This is a genomic window from Gilvimarinus polysaccharolyticus (assembly GCF_001187555.1).
Lineage (GTDB): Bacteria > Pseudomonadota > Gammaproteobacteria > Pseudomonadales > Cellvibrionaceae > Gilvimarinus > Gilvimarinus polysaccharolyticus.
Map to the genome: position 1 here is coordinate 1,510,533 of NZ_LFIJ01000001.1, position 22,341 is coordinate 1,532,873.

Consider the following 22,341-nt stretch of genomic DNA (forward strand, 5'->3'; position numbering starts at 1 on the left):
CCACCCTCTATTCTTACTCCGACGGATTCAATTGAGCCAGATCACAGCCTACCATGCTGCGCTCTGGCTCTGCGTGCTTGCATCGGCAGAGGTGTTGTTGCTACGACCAGAGGGGCCCTGTAGGAGTATTATTAAAAGTATCAAGGCTTGTCCGCTATGCTAAGTTCTCACAACCCCCTATAAAAAACACAACTGTTAGTAGTAACTCAACGCCTGTGCTTTACCGCGGAAAATACGATACATAAAAATGGTGTACGCCATAATACTTGGCAATACTACTGCCGCACCGTACAAAATAAATCGCAAAGATTCCGGCGCACTAGCGGCATCCCAAATACTTAACTTACCGGGCACTATGTAAGGAAAATAACTGTACGCCAGCGCCAGAAAGCACAAAATAAAAACACCCACCGCACAAGAAAAAGGCACCCAGTGACCAAAATCGTTGTTATAGGGAAAGTGGCGCAGATACATAAACAATGTGACAAACAAAATTGCACATAACAAAGGGATCAGCAGCAACAAGAACGCCTGGGGAAGGCTAAACCACTTATCAAATACCTCGGTGCTCATTAATGGATTCACACCACTCACAACCATCACACCAATAATCATTAAAATGGCCGTCAGTTTAGCCCGCTTTGCCGCCCAACGCTGTACGTCTCCCTCAGATTTTAAGATCAACCAACAAGCGCCAATAAACGCATAAGCTGCGGTAACGCACACAGCACTGAGCAGACCAAAGCCAATCGCCAAGACCCCGCCACTAAAGCCGGTAACGTATATGCCCAGCATATAACCCTGCGCCATAGAGGCTATGATGGATCCAGCTTTAAAGCACCGGTCCCAACGATTTTGATAATCGGCATGGGCCTTAGCCCTAAAATCAAAGGCAACGCCTCGTAGGATTAAACCAAATAACAAAAAGAACGCCGGCAAATACAGATAACCTAAGACAGCACTATGAGCTGAGGGAAACGCAATAAGCAGCAACCCCACCGCCAGTACCAACCAAGTTTCGTTAGCATCCCAAAAAGGCCCGATAGAGGCAATCATGATATTGCGATACTCGGGCTTGCCCATTGGCAACAGAACACCTACACCAAGATCAAATCCGTCAAGCACAGCGTAAATCAAAATTGCCACACCCATCAGCACCACAAAAATCACCGGTAACCAATACGCTTCTCCACTCATAGCTTAGCCTCCTTCGCAGTTGTGGCCAAAGGCTCAAGATCATTGCTAACCGCCTTGCGTGCCAAATAAAATAGCGTGTGTAAAAAAGCCACGATCAGTACAATATAAAGCAGCACATAGGTAATCGCGGTAAATAACACATTGCCAGAAGCGGTCGAGGTCACAGCATCGGCCGTTTTAAGTAAGCCGTACACCAGAAACGGCTGGCGGCCAATCTCGGTAACGTACCAGCCCGCCAACGTTGCCAGCCAACCAGAGAACGTCATTGCTACCAGCGCCCTTTGCCAAAGCGGTGCGATCTTCCCGCGACGCCAAAGCTGCAACGAGCAACTCCACGACACCAACAACATTAACAGACCGACACCGACCATAATGCGAAATCCCCAAAATACCGGCATCACCGGCGGATGCTCGCCTGCGAACTCGTTTAGGCCTTGAATCTCGCCATCGCCGTGATGGGTTAAGATCCAGCTCGCCCCCCGAGGGATCGAAATAGAATAATCATTGGTTTGAGTTTTCTCGTTGGGCAGTGCAAACAATTGTAACGGCACAGCTGTTTCGGTGTGCCACACCCCCTCCATCGCCGCGACTTTGGCCGGCTGATGCTTGAGTGTATTTAGTCCGTGTATATCACCGACAAAAATTTGAATAGGAATCAAGATGGCAGCAAGGTAAGCACCGGTTTTTAATGTCAGCTGCACCTCACTTGAAGAGTCGCCCTTTAACAGGCGATACGCCGATATACCAGCCACAAGAAACGCCGCCGTTAAACCCGAGGCCAAAAGAACATGAGTCACTCGGTACGGCATCGACGGATTAAATATAATCGCAACCCAATCCAGTGGATACGCAACACCGTCGCGCATTTCAAAGCCGGCTGGCGTTTGCATCCAACTGTTTAGGGCCAAGATCCAGAATGCTGATAAAGACGTACCCACCGCTACCAATGCCGTAGCTACTGTGTGTAAGCGGTTAGAGACCCGGTTACTGCCATACAGCATGATTCCAAGGAATGTCGCCTCTAAAAAGAAGGCCGTTAACACCTCGTAACCGAGTAACGGTCCGGCAATATTACCCACCGTTTCCATATAGCCGGGCCAGTTAGTACCAAACTGAAATGACATGGTGATGCCGCTGACAACCCCCAAGGCAAAACTCAGCGCAAAGATTTTAACCCAAAAACGGTAGGCTGCCATCCAAGCCGTATTGCCTGTGCGATCGTAGCGCAGCTTAAAAAACAGCAGCAGCCAGCACAATGCAATCGTGATCGTAGGAAACAAAATATGGAAGGTGATATTGGCCGCAAATTGAATTCGCGACAACATAAAGACATCCAACATAACTACCTCGATGGATTAATAGGAACTTAACTAAGCAACTTACTGACGCCAGCGCCAAGCTTGAGCATACGGGCCAATTGTTTCGGCGACAGGCGCTGTATCTCATCGCTCCAGTGGGTCATCATTTCAATCAGCTTGTACATATCTTCAATCCGCGATTGCGCGTAACGCTCACTAGTATCCGTCGGCTTATCCATCAACAGCTCGCGCATTACGGTTAGTGTTGGGTCGATCTCGCGCTTACGTCGTTCATTAAGTAAGGTACGGGCAATCTCCCAGACATCTTCCGGTGCGGTAAAATAATCTTTTCTGTCGCCCGCTATATGCTGTAAGCGCACCAAGTTCCAGCTTTGTAACTCTTTTAAACCCATACTGACATTCGAGCGTGACACCGACAATTCAGCTGACAATTCGTCGGCATTAACCGGCGCCTCGGATAACACAATATAGGCGTACATCTGCCCTACCGTACGGTTAATACCCCAACGGTTTCCCATTTCACCAAAGTGGCGTACAAATGATTCTATTAACGGTGACATGCATTTTCACTAATTACTGAAATTACAGTAATTATACGCAACAAAGAAAAGCAAGCAAGCGCTTTTGAGACATCAATAATATTTAATGGGCTCGTAAAGCAAGCAGATGCCATTACAACAATAAATGATACCAAGATCGATATGCGGGAAAGCTAGAGTGTTGGATTGATAACAAACAGCGCACATAACAAGAATCTACGTTATGTGCGCTGACTAATGTAAATTTTAAGCTATCATTCCTCCCCCTGTGGTAGTAGGTTAATAGCCTCTAAGCTCGACACCCATCAAAAGTAAGTGCTAGATTATTAAAAGTACTTTATGGCATTTTGCTCAATTTATTCAATTTAAGTTAACCACCCTGCGTATGAGCTGTAATTACGACACAAACACTCCTCCATTAATGCATCGCATACGCCAATGCACGTTATGTGCACAGGATTTACCGTTACCGCCAAAACCCATTTTACAAGTCGACTCAAACGCCAAAATACTGATTGCGGCGCAAGCCCCTGGGCTGCTAGCACACGATGCCGGCCGGCCCTTTGACGACCCCAGCGGCGACCGGTTACGACGCTGGCTAGGCGTTTCACCTCAACAGTTTTATGATCCAACCTTATTCGCACTGCTGCCCATGGGGTTTTGTTACCCTGGCACTCGCGTAGGTGGCGACCTACCGCCGCGCCCAGAATGTGCCCCGAAATGGCGGCAAGAGGTATTGGAATACCTGGAGCAAATAGAGTTGACGTTGATTATTGGTCAGTATGCGCAGGCATACCACTTACCCAATGGCAAAAAAACACTGACCGAGCGGGTACAAAACTGGCGCAACCACCTACCGCAGCAGCTACCACTACCCCACCCCAGTGGCCGCAACAATCGCTGGTTGGCAAAAAATTTGTGGTTTGAAAAAGAGGTCGTTCCTGCACTGCAACACCGAGTGCAGGAAGTGTTAATGGGGTGCGCTTAATTTACGACAAACGCATTTTAAAATCGTCATAACCAAATTCACGTACCACTTGTAGCTCGTCTGTGCGCGAATCCCACAAAGCAATAGCCGGCAAGTTAATACCGTTAAAGGTGGTCGTTTTCACCATAGTGTAATGTGCCATGTCGTCAAAAACTAAGCGCTGGCCTATTTTAAGTGGCTCTGAAAAGCTGTAATCGCCAATCACATCGCCAGCCAAACAAGTCATGCCACCTAAGCGGTAGGTGTAGGCCAACGCTTCAGCCTCACCAGCACCAAACACATCTGCTCGGTACGGCATCTCTAAAGTATCGGGCATATGGCAGGTTGCCGAAGTATCTAGAATCGCTTGCGGCATCGTACTGGTAAACGCATCCAATACCTCTGTCACCAGCACACCGGCGCGAATGGCGACTGCTTCCCCTGGCTCTAAATACACTTGCACATCAAACTTTTTGGCAAAATCTCGCACGAGTGTAATCAGCTGTTCTACCTGATAATTTTCGCGAGTAATATGATGGCCGCCACCAAAGTTGACCCACTCGATAGCGGACAAGTACTGCCCAAACTTTTGCTCCACCGCAGCCAAAGTACGTGCCAATGGTGGTACGTCCTGCTCACACAAAGTGTGAAAGTGAAGCCCCGAGATACCATCCAACAAATTCGCATCGAACTCGGCCAGTGGCACACCCATACGCGATTTTGGCGCACAGGGATCATACAAAGGTACATCACCTTCCGAGTGTTCAGGGTTAATACGTAAGCCAAATTTCAATTCGGGACGCTTTATCTGCGCCGCCATACATAATGGTTTAAAACGCTGCCACTGACTCATGGAGTTAAACACTACATGATCGGAAAGTTTCAGCACTTCAATTAGATCGGCCTCTTTAAAGGCTGCCGAATAGGTATGCACCTCACCGCCGTAATACTCACGAGCCAGTTTTGCCTCGTTAACACCGCTGGCGCAGCTGCCCCACAGGTACTTGCGATTTAAATCGGCCAGCGACCAACAACTAAAAGCTTTAAGCGCACCGAGCACTTTGGCACCACTTTGCTCTCCGACGTATTGGAGTAACTTAAGGTTATCTTCTATTGCTGCGCGATCTACAACAAAGCACGGGGATGGCACCCGAGTCGGATCAAACTGAGTAAAGTACTGCCGTTTTTTCATAGCCGCTCCGCGATAGGGCGATGTAAAAACGGCGGCTTGCGCCGCCGTTAGATTAGTCTTCCATGCCTGTGGGTTGATCGATTTCAACCACCTGCCAAGGTAAGCCGTATTTATTCAAATCTTCCATAAAGGGATCTGGATCAAGCTGCTCCATATTCCAAACACCCGCACCCGCCCACTTTTTCTCAAGCATCATTTTTGCACCGATCATAGCGGGCACACCGGTGGTGTATGAGATAGCTTGAGACTGCACCTCGGCGTAACACTCTTCGTGATCGCAAATATTGTAAATGTAGTAAGTTTTCTTTACACCATCTTTTATACCCTGAGCAATACAACCGATACAGGTTTTACCTTTAGTGAGAGGCCCTAAACTTGCGGGATCTGGCAGCAACGCTTTTAAAAATTGCAAAGGCACAATCTGCTTGCCTTCAAACTCAACCGGTTCAATCGACGTCATGCCGATATTACCCAACACCTCTAAGTGTTTAAGGTAATTATCCGAAAATGTCATCCAAAACCGAGCACGCTTAATTTCAGGCAAATGCGTGGTAAGTGATTCCAACTCTTCGTGGTACATCAGGTAAATTTGTTTTGGACCAATGCCGGCCGGAAAATCAAACGAGCGGTTCTCTTTTAATGGCGCTGTTTCTTGCCACTGGCCATCCTGCCAATAACGGCCGTTAGCGGTTACTTCTCGGATATTAATCTCTGGATTAAAGTTCGTCGCAAACGGTTTACCGTGATCCCCAGCATTACAATCGATAATATCCAGATAATGAATCTCATCCAAATAATGCTTTTTTAAGTACGCGGTATAAACATTGGTAACACCCGGATCAAAACCCGAGCCCAGCAGGGCCATACGCCCCGCTTGAGTGAACTTATCTTGATACGCCCACTGCCATTTGTACTCAAACTTGGCCTCTTCTGGCGGCTCATAGTTAGCGGTATCTAGATAATCAACTCCCGCTTCTAAGCAAGCATCCATAATCGCCAAATCTTGATAAGGCAAAGCAACATTGATCACTAAGTCCGGCTGCTCACGTTTTAACAAAGCCACAGTTTCAGCGACATTGTCAGCATCAACCTGAGCGGTAGTAACTGGCCTTGGCAGTTGCGCGGCAATCGCTTTGCACTTAGATTCGGTACGACTGGCCAGTACGATCTCGGTAAATACCTCAGGCAGCTGGGCACATTTGTGAGCCACTACGCCACCAACGCCGCCGGCGCCGATAATTATTACTTTAGCCATAAAATTTTCCTCTAACGATTAATCGTTAACGTTCAAAATAAGTGTAACCTCGTAGGCTTTCAGAGTATGCGGTCAGCATGCTTTGGCGCTCCGACACATTAATGCGCCCGTCTCGCACCGCTTGTTCCGCCGCAACCCGAAACTGACGAAACATTTGTTGCGGATCATACTCAACGTAACTCAACACGTCGGCAATACTGTCGCCGTGTAATTCGTGCACAAAATCGACACTGCCATCGGTGTTAATCCGCACACTGGCAACATTGGTATCGCCAAAAAGATTGTGCAAATCACCTAAAGTTTCTTGATACGCGCCAACTAAAAAGACACCGAGGTAATACTCCTCACCTGGGTTTACCGGATGCAAAGACAAAGTGCGAGTCTCACCCACGGGACCGGCAAAACGATCCAACTTGCCATCGCAATCACAAGTTAAGTCGGCGATAGTTGCTTGCCGACTAGGCCTCTCATTTAAGCGATGAATGGGCATCACCGGAAACACTTGGTTAATCGCCCAAGAGTCGGGCAAAGACTGAAATACGCTGAAGTTACCGTAATAAATATCAGCTAATTGCTCGGGCAGCTCTTCAAGCTCGGGAGGAATACGTTTCATCTCGGGCAATAAGGCGACAATACGCTGCAGTCCTGCAAGGCAAAGATTTTCGGCAAATGCGCGTTCGCGCAAGCTGACCTCACCATTAAAAAAGCAATCACGCACTTGATCGCGATAGTAAATAACATCGTTATAGCTTTCTTGCAGCTTACTCACTTTAATTGCTTTTAACGTAAACCACAGGTTAGACACCTGCTCATGGCTGCCCTCTGGCAGATCAGTTGGTACTGGGCCCGGCTCAAAATGCCCCACATCTAAAATATTAAATAACAATACAGAAGTATGCGCGACAGTAGCACGTCCAGACTCAGTCACAATAGTCGGGTGCGGCAAGTTATGTGCATTAAATTGCTGAACCAACGCCTCCACAACATCAACACAGTATTCTTGTACCGAGTAATTGCGGCTGTGACCACTAACACTACCGGTGCCATCATAATCAATGGCCAGCCCACCACCTAAGTCGATATAACTCAGTGGTGCACCTTCACTCACCATGGCGATGTAGTAACGACAGGCCTCCAAGACGCCCGCGCGAATACTACGTATATTAGGTATCTGCGAGCCCAAATGAAAATGCAACAACTCTAAACAATGCAGCAAGTCATTACCGCGTAACTCATCCATTACTTCGATCAAATGATTGGTGGTTAAACCAAACAAGCTGCGATCACCGCTGTCTTCGGCCCAATGCCCTTCGACCTTAGTCGACAGCTTTAAGCGCACACCTAAGATAGGATCTACACCCAACAAACGACTGCGCTCGATAACCAGCTTTAGCTCGGCCACCGTTTCCAGCACAAAAATGCACTTAAAGCCCAGTTTGCGCGCCTGCAACCCCAGATCAATAAACTCCGCATCTTTATAGCCATTACAAATAATTAAGCTTTCAAGATTTTTTAAGGTCGACATGGCAATCATCAGCTCGGCTTTACTGCCAGCTTCAAGACCATGGTTATAGCGCTCACCAAAGCGGGCTATCTCTTCGACAATATGACTCTGTTGGTTAACCTTGATAGGAAAAGCGCCACGATACACACCCTGATAACCGGTAGCGGCAATAGCCTCGGCAAACGATTCATTAAGGATGGTGATACGACTATCGACCAAATTTTCGATCCGCAACAACACCGGCATTTCCAGTCCGCGCTGCTGTAAACCATCAATAATATGGGTTAAATCAACCGCCACATCGGCTTTCTCACCAGGTGCACGCACTTCGACGTTTCCCACTGGGCTAATACCAAAATAGCCACTGCCCCACTCCTCAATGCCGTAAAGTTCAGTCGAGCTCTTTACCGACCAGCTATCCGAGGTTTGTTTCAATCGCTCAACTCCTACTTAGATGTTTCTCTGGTGGGCGAACGCCCACTTTAGATGGCGAGATTTTCCACATTTTGAGGCAAAAGAAAAGCATTTTCGCTACTCAATCGCAGATCTTTGCTCAACCAAAGAACCTTAGCTCGAGCCATACGGCCCCGCCAACGCCAGTAAAGTAGAATCATACCCCTTAAACACAAAAAAAGGCGACCAAAGGTCGCCTTTTTTGATTACCAGCTTAAACTTACCAGCCAGTAATTTCTTTCAATGCACTACCGATGTCAGCAAGACTGCGCACCGTTTTTACACCGGCGTCTTCAAGCGCTGCAAACTTCTCGTCAGCGGTACCTTTACCACCAGCGATAATAGCGCCAGCATGACCCATACGCTTGCCGGCAGGTGCGGTTACACCAGCGATGTAAGAAACAACAGGCTTAGTAACATTCTCTTTAATGAATGCAGCTGCTTCTTCCTCAGCGCTACCGCCGATTTCACCGATCATTACAATCGCTTCGGTCTGTGGATCGTTCTGGAACATCTCTAGAATATCGATGAAGTTAGATCCAGGAATTGGATCGCCACCAATACCGACACAGGTAGACTGACCAAAACCATAATCAGTGGTTTGTTTAACCGCCTCATAGGTCAAGGTGCCAGAACGTGAAACGATACCCACTTTACCTGGCTTGTGAATGTGACCTGGCATAATACCAATCTTACATTCACCGGGAGTAATAACACCTGGGCAGTTAGGACCAATTAAACGTACCCCTAACTCATCACACTTCACTTTACAGTCAAGCATATCCAAGGTAGGAATACCTTCGGTGATACAAACAATCAGCTTAATGCCGCCGTTAGCTGCTTCTAAGATTGAGTCCTTACAAAAAGGAGCTGGCACATAAATAACAGAGGCTTCGGCACCGGTTTCAGCAACGGCTTGTGCCACTGTGTCAAACACGGGCAGCCCTAGGTGAGTTTGACCACCTTTACCTGGCGTAACACCACCAACCATTTTAGTACCGTAAGCAATTGCTTGCTCAGAGTGAAAGGTACCTTGTGATCCGGTAAAACCCTGACAGATTACTTTAGTGTCTTTATTGATTAAAACGCTCATTTATTTGCCCTCCGCTGCTTTTACTACTTGCTCGGCAGCGTCAGTCAAACTGGTCGCAGCAATAATGTTTAGACCACTGTCAGCCAGTACTTTAGCACCAAGCTCAGCATTGTTACCTTCAAGACGGACCACTACAGGTACCTTAACGCCCACCTCTTCAACTGCACCGATAACACCTTCGGCAATCAAATCACAGCGAACGATACCGCCAAAAATGTTAATCAAAACGGCTTTTACGTTTTCATCAGACAGAATAATCTTAAACGCTTCAATAACACGCTCTTTGGTTGCACCACCACCTACGTCAAGGAAGTTGGCGGGCTCGCCACCATGCAGCTTAACGATATCCATGGTGCCCATAGCCAAACCAGCACCGTTGACCATGCAACCGATGTTGCCATCAAGTGCTACGTAGTTTAATTCCCACTTAGCAGCGCGCGCCTCACGCTCGTCTTCTTGTGAAGGATCGTGCATTTCGCGCAAGTCGGGGTGACGGTACAAAGCGTTTCCATCAACCGCCACTTTCGCGTCCAAGCAGTGCAAATCACCGGCAGGAGTAATAACCAGCGGATTCACTTCAATTAACGCTAAATCTTTGTCTTTAAACAGCTTAGCCAAACCTAAGAAAATCTGCACAAACTGCTTAACTTGCTTACCTTCAAGACCTAGCTTAAACGCCAAGTCACGACCTTGATAAGGCTGCGCACCAGTTAAAGGATCAACAATCGCTTTTAGGATTTTCTCTGGTGTTTCTTCGGCTACTTTCTCAATCTCTACACCACCTTCGGTAGAGGCCATAAACACAATACGACGGCTTGAACGATCTAGCACTGCACCTAAATACAGCTCTTTATCAATATCGGTACAGGTTTCAACCAAAATACGGCTAACCGGCTGACCCTTTTCATCGGTCTGATAGGTCACCAAATTTTTGCCTAACCATTGCTTGGCAAAGGCTTCGATTTCGCTTTTGGTTTTAACGAGTTTTACACCGCCAGCTTTACCGCGACCACCAGCGTGAACCTGAGCTTTTACAACAAACTCGTTACCGCCAATTGTGTCAGCCGCTGCCGCAGCTTCGGCAGGAGTCTGTGCCGCTACACCCTGGGATACGGGCAAACCATATTGCGCAAACAACTGTTTGCCTTGGTACTCATGCAAATTCATGATGTTTTTCCGTTCTGTTAACGTGATTTGAAAACTGCAGTAGATCGATGAACCTCAGCATTGTAATAATGCTCAGGCATTTCGTCGTCGCTACACTTGGTTTCTTCTTGATCGCGCCTCTACTAATTTCAGTGGCTCTAGGTCACGACCATAGAGCCTGCTCGACAGCTAACACCATCGAGTGGCCCTGTGCTTCATCGTTATTTTAAATAATTATTTTTTGCGCTTGCGATTTGGCATGTGAATGGCGTGACCCGCCACTGCCAATGCGGCTTCTTTGACCGCTTCAGAGAAAGTCGGATGACCGAACACAGTCATACCGATATCCTCAGCACTGGCGCCAAACTCCATAGCAATTGCAACTTCTTGAATCAGATCGGACGCACTTGGGCCAACAATATGGCAACCTAAAATACGATCTGTTTCAGCATGAGCAATCATCTTCACCATACCTTCTGCCTGATCCGCAGCAACGGCACGGCCGATGGCCAAGAAAGGAAAGGTACCAACTTCGTAGGACTCGCCATCAGCTTTTAGCTGCTCTTCGGTTTTACCAACCGAGGCAATTTCAGGATGGGTATAAATGACATTAGGAATAATATCGTAATTTACCAAAGGCTTTTGGCCTGCGATACGCTCGGCAACCATAACACCTTCTTCTGAACCTTTGTGCGCCAACATTGGGCCACGCACTACATCGCCCACGGCCCACACACCTGGTGCATCGGTAGAGCATAAGTCATTGACGTAAACAAAACCGCGCTCATCTAAATTAACGCCACTGTCTTCGGCCAATAAACCTTCGGTATAAGGTTTACGACCAACACATACAATTAATTTATCAAAAATTTCTTTTTGCTCGTTACCGTCTTTATCGGTAAAGGTTACAGTCACTTCTTTTTTCTTGCCTTTGGTGCTAACTTCTGTGCCTGTTACTCGGCAGCTAAGACGAATATCTAAGCCCTGTTTACCGAATATCTTCAAGGATTCTTTAGCAATCTGTTGGTCCATCATAGCAAGGAAGTTATCCATAGCTTCCAGAAGTACCACCTCTGCACCTAGACGCTTCCACACACTGCCCAACTCAAGACCAATAACACCGGCACCGATAACACCTAAACGCTTAGGCACTTCAGTAAATTCTAACGCGTCGGTCGAATCAACAATAACATCGTGGTCAACTGGCGCCACACCGATATTTACTGGTGTTGAGCCAGAGGCCAATATAACGTTTTCGGCTTCTAAGACTTCGGTTTTACCATCATGATTGGTGTATTCAACTTTCTTACCGGCCAGCAATTTGCCAGTACCAAACAAGCTCACAACTTTATTAGCCTGAAACAAACCACCGATGCCGCCAGACATTTGAGCGACAACTTTATTCTTACGCTCGATCATAGCCGGCACATCAATCGCCAACTTGCCAGTAGAGATACCGTGCTTACCAAAAGACTCTTTTGCTTCATGGAACTTTTCAGAGCTATCAAGCAAGGCTTTTGAAGGAATACAACCAACGTTCAAACAGGTGCCGCCGTTAACGCCCTTGCCTTTACCATCTTTCCATTTTTCAATACAGGCGGTTTTTAAACCCAACTGAGCAGCGCGAATGGCAGCCACATAACCGGCTGGACCAGAACCAATTACAATCACATCGTATTTGTCAGACATTGTCGTTTCCCAAAAATTTTAAAAACATAGCCGGCGCTGGTGTTCCGGCAAAACATTTATTCGGCCTGCCGATAAGCTGGCCGAAACGAGTGCACCTGGATTAAATCTCTAACAGGATACGCGCTGGATCTTCTAGCAGCTCTTTAATCGCCACCAAAAACTGTACGGCCTCTTTACCATCGATCAGACGGTGATCATAAGACAGCGCTAAATACATCATTGGCCGAATTTTAACTTCGCCGTTAACGGCCATAGGACGCTCTTGGATTTTGTGCATACCCAAAATAGCCGTTTGTGGCAGATTTAAAATTGGCGTTGATAAAAGTGAGCCAAACACACCGCCATTGGTAATAGTAAAGGTGCCGCCGGTCATCTCATCAATGCCTAGCTTGCCATCACGGGCGCGCATACCAAAATCACGAATCGTCGATTCTACTTCAGCAATACTCATATTCTCAGTACTGCGTAATACCGGCACTACCAAGCCTTTTTCGGTAGAAACTGCCACACCGATATCTTGATAACCATGATAGACAACATCATTATTATCCAACGACGCATTAACGGCAGGATAACGTTTTAACGCTTCGGTAGCGGCTTTAACAAAAAAGCCCATAAAACCTAAACGTGTGCCATTATGGATTTTTTCAAATTTATCTTTGTACTGTTTCCGCAGCTCCATCACCGGACCCATGTCAACCTCGTTAAAGGTAGTCAACATGGCGGTAGTACTTGTGGCCTCAAGTAGACGCTCAGCAATACGCTTGCGCAAACGTGTCATCGGTACGCGTTTCTCTACCCGATCACCTTCTGGCGCTGCGGGTGCGGCAACAGCAGCCGGCGCAGTTGCCGCAGCAGCTGGCTTAGAGCCTGCCGATTTAACGTGATTTAAAACATCTTCTTTTGTTACTCGACCATCTCTACCAGTACCGGCCACAGAGGCGGGATCGATATTATTTTCATCGGCAATTTTGCGGGCAGCAGGACTCAACAGCTTGTCGCCTGAATCGTTACTTTCGGCAGTTGCTGCACCTTTTTGCTCGGCAGGTGCTGCCTCAGCTGTTACAGAGCCGCTGGCACCGGCTTCAAACTTAGCAATAATTTCATTGCTAAGAACGGTCTCGCCCTCGCCTTTAAACACTTCGATAAGAGCACCGTCAGCGGGGGCAACCACTTCCAGTACCACTTTATCTGTTTCAATATCGACAATCAGTTCATCACGCGAAACCGCTTCACCTGGCTGTTTGTGCCAGGTCGCAATAGTCCCATCCTGAACAGACTCGGGAAATGTAGGGGCTTTAATATCAGTACTCATTACGTGTCCTTAGCTTTCGCTAGTTTTCTGTTCTGCAATTTGCGTATCAAACACTCAATGCTTCGTTGATAAAACGTTTCTGTTCTTCGAGGTGCACGGAAGCATAACCCGCTGCCGGCGCCGCCGATGGATCGCGACCCACATAGCCTAGAAACAGCTCGGGGTTTAAGTCATACACGACACGGCGAATATGATGCTGAGTTGAATACCAAGCACCTTGGTTCATCGGCTCTTCTTGACACCAAACCACGTCTTTAACATTGGCGTAAGGAGCAAGTGCGGCTTTAAGCTCTTCTTCTGGGAACGGATAGAGCTGCTCTAAACGAATCAAAGCGACATCGTCTTGCTCGCGAGTAGTACGCTCTTCTAACAGATGGTAATAAACCTTACCGCTGCAAAGCACCACACGTTTGGCCTTGTCGGGCGCAATGTCGTGCTCGCCAATAACATTTTGGAAGCCGCCTTCGGCGAGTTCTTCAATGCTAGAGGTGGCCAACGGGTGACGCAAAATCCATTTTGGACTCATAATCACCAGCGGGCGCCGCATCGGTCGGATCGCTTGACGACGCAAAATATGGAAAACTTGCGCCGGCGTAGTAGGAATACAAACCTGAATATTATGCTCGGCACACAATTGCATAAAACGCTCAAGGCGAGCAGACGAATGCTCAGGCCCCTGCCCTTCATAACCATGTGGTAACAACATAGTAAGGCCACACAAACGGCCCCATTTGTGTTCGCCGCTGGTAATAAATTGGTCGATAACCACTTGCGCACCGTTGGCAAAATCGCCGAACTGCGCCTCCCAAATCACTAAGCCTTTGGGCGATGTAGTGGCATAGCCATACTCAAACGCCAACACCGCCTCTTCGGACAAGTACGAATCGTACAAATCAAAATCGGGCTGATCTTCGCTCATATTCGCCAAGGGCGTATATCTGCTGCCATCTTTTTGGCTGTGTATAACCGCATGACGATGCGAGAAAGTCCCACGGCCAACATCTTGCCCGGTTAAGCGAACCTGAAACCCTTGCTCCAGCAAAGTGGCATAGGCCAATGTTTCACCAAAGCCCCAGTTAATGGGCAGTGCACCGCCGGCCATCTTGCGGCGGTCATCGTAAATTTTTGATACTTGGCGCTGTAGTACGATGCCATCTGGAACATCACACATTTTATAGGCAGCCGCCTGCAACGATTTTAATTCATAGCCCGTTTCAGCGGGTGTTTGCCAATCGTGACCAATGTAAGGAGACCAATCAACAAACAGCGAGCTGTCAGGCTCCGACACCAAACCGCTGGCAACACTTTCACCACGATCGAGTGCTGCGCGGTAATCGTTCATCATTTTTTCTGACCCTTCTTTACTCACAACATTCGCCTCGATCATGGCGTCAGAGTAAAGCGTGCGTACAGTTTTATGATTGCGAATCTGTTTGTACATTAAAGGCTGGGTCGACGATGGGTCATCGGCCTCATTGTGACCACGACGACGGTAACAAACCAGATCAATCACGACATCTTTATGAAACTCATAACGATAGTCTGTCGCCAGTTGTGCAATAAACAATACCGCTTCTGGATCATCACCATTGACGTGAAAGATCGGTGCCTCGACCATCTTAGCGGTATCGGTACAATACTCGGACGAGCGCGCATCCTCACGCAGGTTGGTGGTAAAACCAACCTGGTTGTTGATAACCAAATGCAGTGTACCGCCAGTTTTGTAAGCGCGGGTCTGAGACATTTGGAACGTCTCCATCACCACACCTTGGCCAGCAAAGGCAGCATCGCCGTGCACCACGATGGGCACTACTTTATGCCCAAGACTGTCTTTGCGGCGATCTTGACGCGCGCGTACAGACCCCTCGACTACGGGCGATACGATTTCGAGATGCGACGGGTTAAAGGCCATCGCCATATGCAGCTCACCGCCGGGCGTCATAACGTTAGACGAAAAACCTTGGTGATATTTCACATCACCTGAGGTGTCGACTAAACGCTTACCTTCAAATTCGCCAAACAGTTCTGCGGGGCTTTTACCAAATACGTTCACCAAGGTGTTTAAGCGACCGCGATGGGCCATACCCAGCACGATTTCTTTCGCACCGTAAGAGCCCGAGCGTTTTACCACAGCATCAACTAGTGGAATAAAGCTCTCACCGCCTTCCAAACCAAAACGCTTGGTGCCTGGATATTTGCTGTCAAGATGACGTTCAAGGCCTTCCGCCGCAGTCAAGCGCTCCAACAAGGCGAGCTTTTGCTCTTCATTATAAGTCGGCTTAGAGCGAACGCTTTCTAAGCGCTGCTGCAACCACTGCTTTTCAGCAAGGTTGGTAATGTGCATGATCTCGGGGCCAATATGACCACAATAGGTTTGCTCTAGCACCTCGATTATTTCACGCAGCGGAGCCGTAGCCTTACCAATAAACAGAGTGCCCGTATGGAAATCAGTGTCGAGATCGGCTGTGGTTAAACCGTGGTAGGCAAGGTCCAGATCGGGAACAGTTTCGCGCTCCATTAGATCGAGCGGATCGAGCTTGGCTCGTTGATGGCCGCGAAAGCGGTAAGAGCTGATAAGTTGCAGGACTTTAACCTGCTTGCGCTCATGCTCGATAGAAACTGCTGAAGCGGCGTTTGGCGATGCGCTGTGCGAACGATGCTTAGCTAACTGCGCAAACTGTTCACGAATCACCGAGTGTGGCGAATCTTGAGAAATCACGCCCTCGACTCTGGGCAACTGATCAAAGTACTCACGCCATTGTTCGGGCACGCCGTTAGGGTCGTGTAAATAAGTATCGTAGAGGTCTTCCACATATGAAGCGTTCCCACCAGATATATGGGACGTGCTCCATAGTCTCTCCATAATGCTGTCTTGCATTCCACCCACCTTTTTACGGGGATAATTCGACCAGCCGCACACTGCCATGTAAGGCTCGCGAGCTTGGCAGGTTGAACAGGTTCAGGGATGCCCCGAACCCCCCTGCTATAAATAGCCGTTAGCTTCCAAAACGCGCCCCGCTTGTGGCCAGGCCCGCCGCTTAATCGCACCATTTCAGAGTTTGGCACATACACAAATGCGCCGCGGGTTGTAAACATATATAACAACCGAGCAGCGCACCTGTTTACTCGTTCATACTACCAACATTAATTAATAATTTCGCATTATCTCGCATCGAGCTGAACAACACGGCACTAAGTAGCGCTGCGCAACAACATAGAGCGAATATGACCAATAGCCCGAGTGGGATTTAACCCTTTGGGGCATACCGCCACACAATTTTGAATACCATGACAGCGGAATACGCTGAAGGGATCATCCAAGTTTGATAGACGATGTTCCGTCGCCTCATCGCGGGTATCTACCAAGAAGCGGTAGGCCTGCAAAAGGCCGGCGGGACCAATAAATTTATCGGGATTCCACCAAAAAGACGGACAACTGGTAGAACAACATGCACAAAGTATACACTCGTACAGGCCATCTAGCTTGGCACGGTCTTCTGGAGATTGTAACCGCTCAATGGCCGGAGCGGGATTATCATTTTGCAAATAAGGCTCTATTTTTTCGTATTGCGCGTAAAACTGCGTCATATCGACAATTAAATCGCGAATTACCGGCAAGCCCGGCAGCGGACGCAGGATCAGAGTATTGTTTTTAGTACACTCGGAAAGCGCGGTAACACAGGCCAAGCCGTTTTTACCGTTAATATTCATGCCATCAGAACCACACACACCTTCACGGCATGAACGACGATAAACAATTGACGAATCTTGAGCTTTTAACAACTCTAACACGTCAAGTACCATCAAATCTTTGCCCTGAGTATCAAGCTCGTAGCGCTTCATATAAGGCTTCGAGTCGGTCTCTGGGTTATAGCGATATATTTCTACTTTTAACATAGCCGGCCGACCCCTTAATAGGTGCGAATTTTTGGTTCAAACTTAGCCATGGTCTTAGGCGTGAAGTTTACATCACGCTTGCCCACGCGTTTTTCACCAGGGAAATACATCGAGTGACACAACCAGTTGTCGTCGTCGCGGGTGGTAAAGTCATCGCGGGCGTGTGCACCACGAGATTCTTTCCGTACGTCGGCAGCAATCGCTGTCGCCTCGGCCACTTCAAGCAAGTTTTGCAGCTCCAGCGCTTCGATCCGCGCCGTGTTGAATGCATTACTCTTATCGTCGAGCGCCACATTGGCAATCCGCTCGCGCAAATCGGCAAGCTTTTTAATACCTTCCGCCATCATATCGCCACGACGGAACACCCCAAAGTGATTCTGCATAACACTTTGCAGCTCGGCACGCAGCACCGCGGCCGACTCACCACCGGTAGAGGTGTTAAGACGGTTTAAGCGCGACATAGCCGCTTCAAGATCGGCCTCGGTGGGATCACTGTGCTCTATGCCCGCACGCAATGCTTGCTCAATGTATTGTCCCGATGCGCGACCAAACACCACCAAATCAAGCAGCGAGTTACCGCCCAAACGGTTGGCACCGTGCACCGATACGCAAGCCACTTCGCCACAGGCGTACAACCCATCAATCACTTGGTCATTACCATCGGCATCCTGGCACAAAGCTTGACCACTGATATTGGTAGGAATACCACCCATCATATAGTGACAAGTTGGCACCACCGGAATCGGCACTTTGACCGGATCGGCGTGCGCGAAGGTGCGCGACAACTCTAAGATGCCTGGCAGTTTAGCGTTTAGGGTTTCTTCACCTAAATGATCTAGCTTAAGCAAAACGTGATCGCCGTTCTCGCCACAACCACGCCCTTCTAGGATTTCCAACACCATCGAGCGGGCCACAACATCACGGCCTGCCAAATCTTTGGCGTTGGGCGCGTAACGCTCCATAAAGCGTTCGCCATCTTTGTTGATAAGGTAGCCGCCTTCACCGCGACACCCCTCAGTGACCAACACCCCTGCACCGGCAATACCGGTTGGGTGAAACTGCCACATTTCGATATCTTGCACCGGGAAGCCCGCGCGCAACGCCATGCCGATACCGTCACCGGTATTGATATGGGCATTAGTAGTAGAGGCAAAAATACGCCCTGCACCACCGGTAGCCAACACGGTCGCTTTAGACTTAACAAAAACCGTCTCACCATCTTCCATATTAATGGCGATAACACCCACCACCACGCCATCTTGGTTTTTCACCAGATCGACCGCAAACCACTCGTTTAAAAAGACGGTATCATGCTTAATATTACCTTGGTACAAGGTGTGTAGCAGCGCATGGCCAGTACGGTCTGCCGCCGCACAAGTACGCGCGGCCTGACCACCACGACCAAAGTCTTTTGACTGGCCGCCAAACGGACGCTGATAAATGCGGCCCTCTTCGGTACGTGAAAACGGCAAACCCATATGCTCAAGCTCGTACACCGCTTCGGGGCCGACAGAACACATATATTCGATAGCGTCTTGATCGCCGATATAATCGGAGCCTTTAACGGTATCGTACATATGCCAGCGCCAATCATCCTGCGGATCATCACTAGCAATGGCGCAGGTAATACCGCCCTGTGCCGACACTGTATGCGAGCGAGTTGGAAATACCTTAGTAATTACTGCTGTTTTGTAGCCGGACTGTGCAAGCTGTAACGCCGCGCGCATACCCGCGCCGCCGCCGCCAATAACAATGCCATCAAAAGAAATCGTGCGCATATTAGCCATCTATTTAAAGCCCCCAGATGATTTGGATACCCCAGACGGTATAGGTAATCGCAACAATGCCCAGGACAACCTGAACAAATACGCGCACCACAGTGGCTTTGCCACCCAACGTCTGGTTAGTAATGTAGTCAGTCAGAACGGCCCACAGGCCGACCCACGCATGTGCCACAATAGACAACAGCGTGATCAAGCTAAAAACGCGCATCCACAACTGATCAAACAGAGCGCGCCACTGACCAAAGTCCAATTCGGGGTTGATCACCAAATATGCGACTAGAAAAATAACATACGCGGTCATGGCGACCGCACTAAGGCGCTGTATTAACCAGTCATATAGACCGCTACGCCCCAAATTTGTAATTGCCGTTACCATACCCAAACCCCCGCCAAAAGCATCAGAATCACCGCACACACCAACATCAACTTAGCGCCCAAGCGGCCTCCTTCAAGGCTCTCACCGACACCGCAATCCATAATTAAGTGTCGAACACCTGCCGCCAAGTGGTAAGCGAGGCCGGCCAATACGGCCCAGATAATGAATTTGCAGATAGGACTTGCCAGCGCATCTTGAACTGCGGCAAAACCTTCTTCTGAGCTTAAACTAGAATCCAGCATCCACAGCAACACAGCAACGCCGGCAAAGATAAAAACGCCTGATGCACGATGTAAGATGGAGACAATGGCTGTTATCGGGAATTTAATCGTCGATAAATCGAGATTGACAGGTCTATTGTTGTTCACGGTAGCTAATCACCTTTTTGCCCTTGTGGGGCCGGTTTGTAAGAATCAGCGTCTGGGTCTATCGCCCATGAATAGAGCGGATAACATCTAACATGTGCCACAATTATGCACCATAGATGACCCCAGTCACATCCTGCAAGTCGCGGCGTATTATAAGGATTCAACCCGCGAAACACAAACAAAAAGCGGATGCAAAAAAAGGGTTTTTTACTGTTTTTCCAAGCACATCCCGACACAATCAACCTTGCACACGATGTAAATACAAGCTGTCGAGACACACAGCCAACCCCACCGCAAACAAACCCAACCACCGACCTTAACCCCAGTTAGGCTCAAAAAGTTATAACCCCCAACCAGACAATAACGCTTCTCCAACACAAAAGAGGCCATATTTACCCATAAAGAGTTAACGACCAAGCAAAGTAATCAACAAAAAAACACGGGGTTTAGGCCCGAAAGCTATGCCTAAGCGCAAATTCTCCTCTATAATGCGGCCTCCTGATGACGGGGCGTTGACTCACCCAGCCAAGGAGATGTGTTGCCTTTACAGATTACTCTGTTAGATATGCTTAACATACTAGAGCCACGACGAGCCCACGATTGATGTTGGCCCGGCAAAGATAGAGAGCTCATTAAAGAGCCGCAGCAACACCACCTGCTGAGCGCGACCTACAGCTTGCCTAATGGCATTGCCGACTCGCCCTCACAACCCATGTATTAACGCACAAACCCACTCCTAGCGCCTTATCGGGCCGGAGCCAAGCGGTCGCGTTCACGTAATTTACCGGTTTGACCGCCACAGTGCGATCAAACTCGTCAAGTAACTACAGGAGTCCGTAATGACTGACAAAACAGCACGTTTAATGGTCGAGGGCCTGGCTGCAGACGTAGAGCTGCCTATATATGCCAGCGCCGTTGGCCCAGACGTCATTGATGTCACCAGCCTGACAAAAAACGGTTATTTCACTTATGATCCGGGCTTTATGTCCACTGCCGCCTGCGAATCAAAAATTACCTTTATTGATGGCGGCAAAGGGGTTTTACTGCATCGTGGTTACCCCATCGATCAACTCGCAGAGCACTCCGACTTTTTAGAAACCAGCTACTTATTATTAAAAGGTGAACTTCCTAACGCCGAGCAGAAAAAAACTTTTGTGCAGGCCGTTAAAGATCACTCCGAAGTTGCCCCATCGGTTGCCAACCTGATTCAAACGTTTGCCAAAGATGCCCACCCGATGGCGGTATTGTGCAGCGCGGTAGCGGCACTGGCAGCGGTTTATCACAGCGAAATCGACATCACCAATGACAATGATCGCGACATCACAGCCTACCGCTTAATTGGCCAGATGCCGACACTGGCAGCGATGACCTACAAGCATTTACAAGGCGAGGATTTTGTTGCTCCTAATGCAGCCCTCGAGTATGCCGAAAACTACCTCAACATGACCTTTGGTAAAACTGGCGAAAGCAAAGTGAATCCAGTATTGGCTAAGGCTATGGATCGCATCTTCTTACTGCATGCCGATCACGAACAGAACGCCTCGACGTCCACCGTGCGCCTATCCGGCTCATCGGGCACCAACCCATTCGCAGCGATTGCCGCTGGCATTTCAACCCTGTGGGGGCCCGCTCACGGCGGCGCCAACGAAGCGGTGCTGGCAATGCTAGAAGAGATCGGCAGTGTCGACAACATAGACACCTACGTCGAAAAAGCCAAAGATAAAGCCGATCCATTCCGCTTAATGGGCTTTGGTCATCGCGTTTACAAAAACTTTGACCCGCGCGCCAAAGTGATGAAACAAACTTGTGACGAAGTATTAGCCGAGCTCGGATTAGAAAACGATCCATTATTGGCTATGGCTAAAAAGCTAGAGAAAATTGCCTTAGAGGACGAGTACTTCATTAAGAAAAAACTCTACCCCAACGTCGATTTTTACTCTGGCATCATTATGAAAGCCATTGGTATTCCACCCGAAATGTTTACCGTTATTTTTGCCACCGGCCGCGCCGTTGGCTGGTACGCTCACTGGGATGAAATGGTCAGTGAACCGTACAAAATTGGCCGCCCACGACAGCTATACACAGGCTACACCCAGCGCGATTATCCAGCATAATCGCCAAGTAAAAAAAGGCCCTGCGGGGCCTTTTTTGCTAAAGAATTTTAAAAATCATTTAAATAGCAGCTCGCCTCTCAGTCACAACAACATAAGCAAACCCTCTTAAAACCGCGAAGACTTCAATACTTAG

The 22,341-nt window shown here is 48.5% G+C and carries 17 protein-coding genes; 2 read left to right on the forward strand and 15 right to left on the reverse strand.

Going from position 1 to position 22,341, the window contains the following annotated elements; translation table 11 throughout:
• Window positions 1-195 precede the first annotated feature (195 nt).
• From GILYN3_RS06590 to GILYN3_RS06600, 3 genes are read right to left on the reverse strand one after another with little or no spacing between them, the layout of a single operon-like run.
• Window positions 196-1,197: a cytochrome d ubiquinol oxidase subunit II gene (locus GILYN3_RS06590; RefSeq protein ID WP_049722098.1), complete on the reverse strand. Its 1,002-nt coding sequence runs from the start codon at window positions 1,195-1,197 to the stop codon at window positions 196-198.
• A complete protein-coding gene (locus GILYN3_RS06595; protein ID WP_049722099.1) occupies window positions 1,194-2,537 on the reverse strand; it encodes a cytochrome ubiquinol oxidase subunit I in 1,344 nt (447 codons plus the stop codon). The genes GILYN3_RS06590 and GILYN3_RS06595 overlap by 4 nt, the downstream gene beginning before the upstream one ends.
• A gap of 26 nt (window positions 2,538-2,563) precedes the next feature.
• On the reverse strand, window positions 2,564-3,076 hold the full coding sequence (locus GILYN3_RS06600; protein ID WP_049722100.1) for a GbsR/MarR family transcriptional regulator: 513 nt from the start codon (window positions 3,074-3,076) through the stop codon (window positions 2,564-2,566).
• A 400-nt stretch (window positions 3,077-3,476) separates the two neighbouring features.
• On the opposite strand from GILYN3_RS06600, the gene GILYN3_RS06605 reads away from it, so the two are divergent.
• A complete protein-coding gene (locus GILYN3_RS06605) occupies window positions 3,477-4,043 on the forward strand; it encodes a uracil-DNA glycosylase family protein (protein ID WP_232305518.1) in 567 nt (188 codons plus the stop codon).
• Window position 4,044: 1 nt separating this feature from the next.
• On the opposite strand, the gene nspC is transcribed toward GILYN3_RS06605, so the two are convergent.
• From nspC to sdhC, 12 genes are all read right to left on the reverse strand, one after another.
• Window positions 4,045-5,214, reverse strand: a complete 1,170-nt coding sequence (nspC, locus tag GILYN3_RS06610; protein WP_049722102.1) for a carboxynorspermidine decarboxylase — start codon at window positions 5,212-5,214, stop codon at window positions 4,045-4,047.
• 52 nt (window positions 5,215-5,266) lie between these two features.
• Entirely contained in the window at window positions 5,267-6,469 is a 1,203-nt protein-coding gene (locus GILYN3_RS06615; RefSeq protein ID WP_049722103.1) for a saccharopine dehydrogenase family protein, read from the reverse strand.
• Window positions 6,470-6,494: 25 nt separating this feature from the next.
• The gene (gene speA, locus GILYN3_RS06620) at window positions 6,495-8,408 is read right to left on the reverse strand and encodes a biosynthetic arginine decarboxylase (protein ID WP_049722104.1); all 1,914 of its coding nucleotides are present in this window, start codon (window positions 8,406-8,408) and stop codon (window positions 6,495-6,497) included.
• 238 nt (window positions 8,409-8,646) lie between these two features.
• Window positions 8,647-9,519 carry a succinate--CoA ligase subunit alpha gene (gene sucD / locus GILYN3_RS06625; protein WP_049722105.1) on the reverse strand — a complete coding sequence of 291 codons (873 nt, stop codon included), beginning with the start codon at window positions 9,517-9,519 and terminating at the stop codon, window positions 8,647-8,649.
• Window positions 9,520-10,686, reverse strand: a complete 1,167-nt coding sequence (sucC, locus tag GILYN3_RS06630; protein WP_049722106.1) for an ADP-forming succinate--CoA ligase subunit beta — start codon at window positions 10,684-10,686, stop codon at window positions 9,520-9,522. It lies immediately after the preceding gene.
• 213 nt (window positions 10,687-10,899) lie between these two features.
• Window positions 10,900-12,354 carry a dihydrolipoyl dehydrogenase gene (gene lpdA, locus GILYN3_RS06635; RefSeq protein WP_049722107.1) on the reverse strand — a complete coding sequence of 485 codons (1,455 nt, stop codon included), beginning with the start codon at window positions 12,352-12,354 and terminating at the stop codon, window positions 10,900-10,902.
• Window positions 12,355-12,454: 100 nt separating this feature from the next.
• A complete protein-coding gene (gene odhB / locus GILYN3_RS06640; protein WP_049722108.1) occupies window positions 12,455-13,669 on the reverse strand; it encodes a 2-oxoglutarate dehydrogenase complex dihydrolipoyllysine-residue succinyltransferase in 1,215 nt (404 codons plus the stop codon).
• 46 nt (window positions 13,670-13,715) lie between these two features.
• Window positions 13,716-16,547 carry a 2-oxoglutarate dehydrogenase E1 component gene (locus tag GILYN3_RS06645; protein ID WP_049722109.1) on the reverse strand — a complete coding sequence of 944 codons (2,832 nt, stop codon included), beginning with the start codon at window positions 16,545-16,547 and terminating at the stop codon, window positions 13,716-13,718.
• Window positions 16,548-16,861: 314 nt separating this feature from the next.
• A complete protein-coding gene (locus GILYN3_RS06650; protein ID WP_049722110.1) occupies window positions 16,862-17,566 on the reverse strand; it encodes a succinate dehydrogenase iron-sulfur subunit in 705 nt (234 codons plus the stop codon).
• A gap of 14 nt (window positions 17,567-17,580) precedes the next feature.
• The gene (sdhA, locus tag GILYN3_RS06655) at window positions 17,581-19,353 is read right to left on the reverse strand and encodes a succinate dehydrogenase flavoprotein subunit (RefSeq protein ID WP_049722111.1); all 1,773 of its coding nucleotides are present in this window, start codon (window positions 19,351-19,353) and stop codon (window positions 17,581-17,583) included.
• 4 nt (window positions 19,354-19,357) lie between these two features.
• Entirely contained in the window at window positions 19,358-19,726 is a 369-nt protein-coding gene (gene sdhD, locus GILYN3_RS06660) for a succinate dehydrogenase, hydrophobic membrane anchor protein (RefSeq protein ID WP_049722112.1), read from the reverse strand.
• On the reverse strand, window positions 19,720-20,094 hold the full coding sequence (gene sdhC / locus GILYN3_RS06665; RefSeq protein ID WP_049722113.1) for a succinate dehydrogenase, cytochrome b556 subunit: 375 nt from the start codon (window positions 20,092-20,094) through the stop codon (window positions 19,720-19,722). The genes sdhD and sdhC overlap by 7 nt, the downstream gene beginning before the upstream one ends.
• Before the next feature lie 839 nt (window positions 20,095-20,933).
• On the opposite strand from sdhC, the gene gltA reads away from it, so the two are divergent.
• On the forward strand, window positions 20,934-22,208 hold the full coding sequence (gene gltA, locus GILYN3_RS06670; RefSeq protein ID WP_049722114.1) for a citrate synthase: 1,275 nt from the start codon (window positions 20,934-20,936) through the stop codon (window positions 22,206-22,208).
• Window positions 22,209-22,341: the final 133 nt, after the last annotated feature.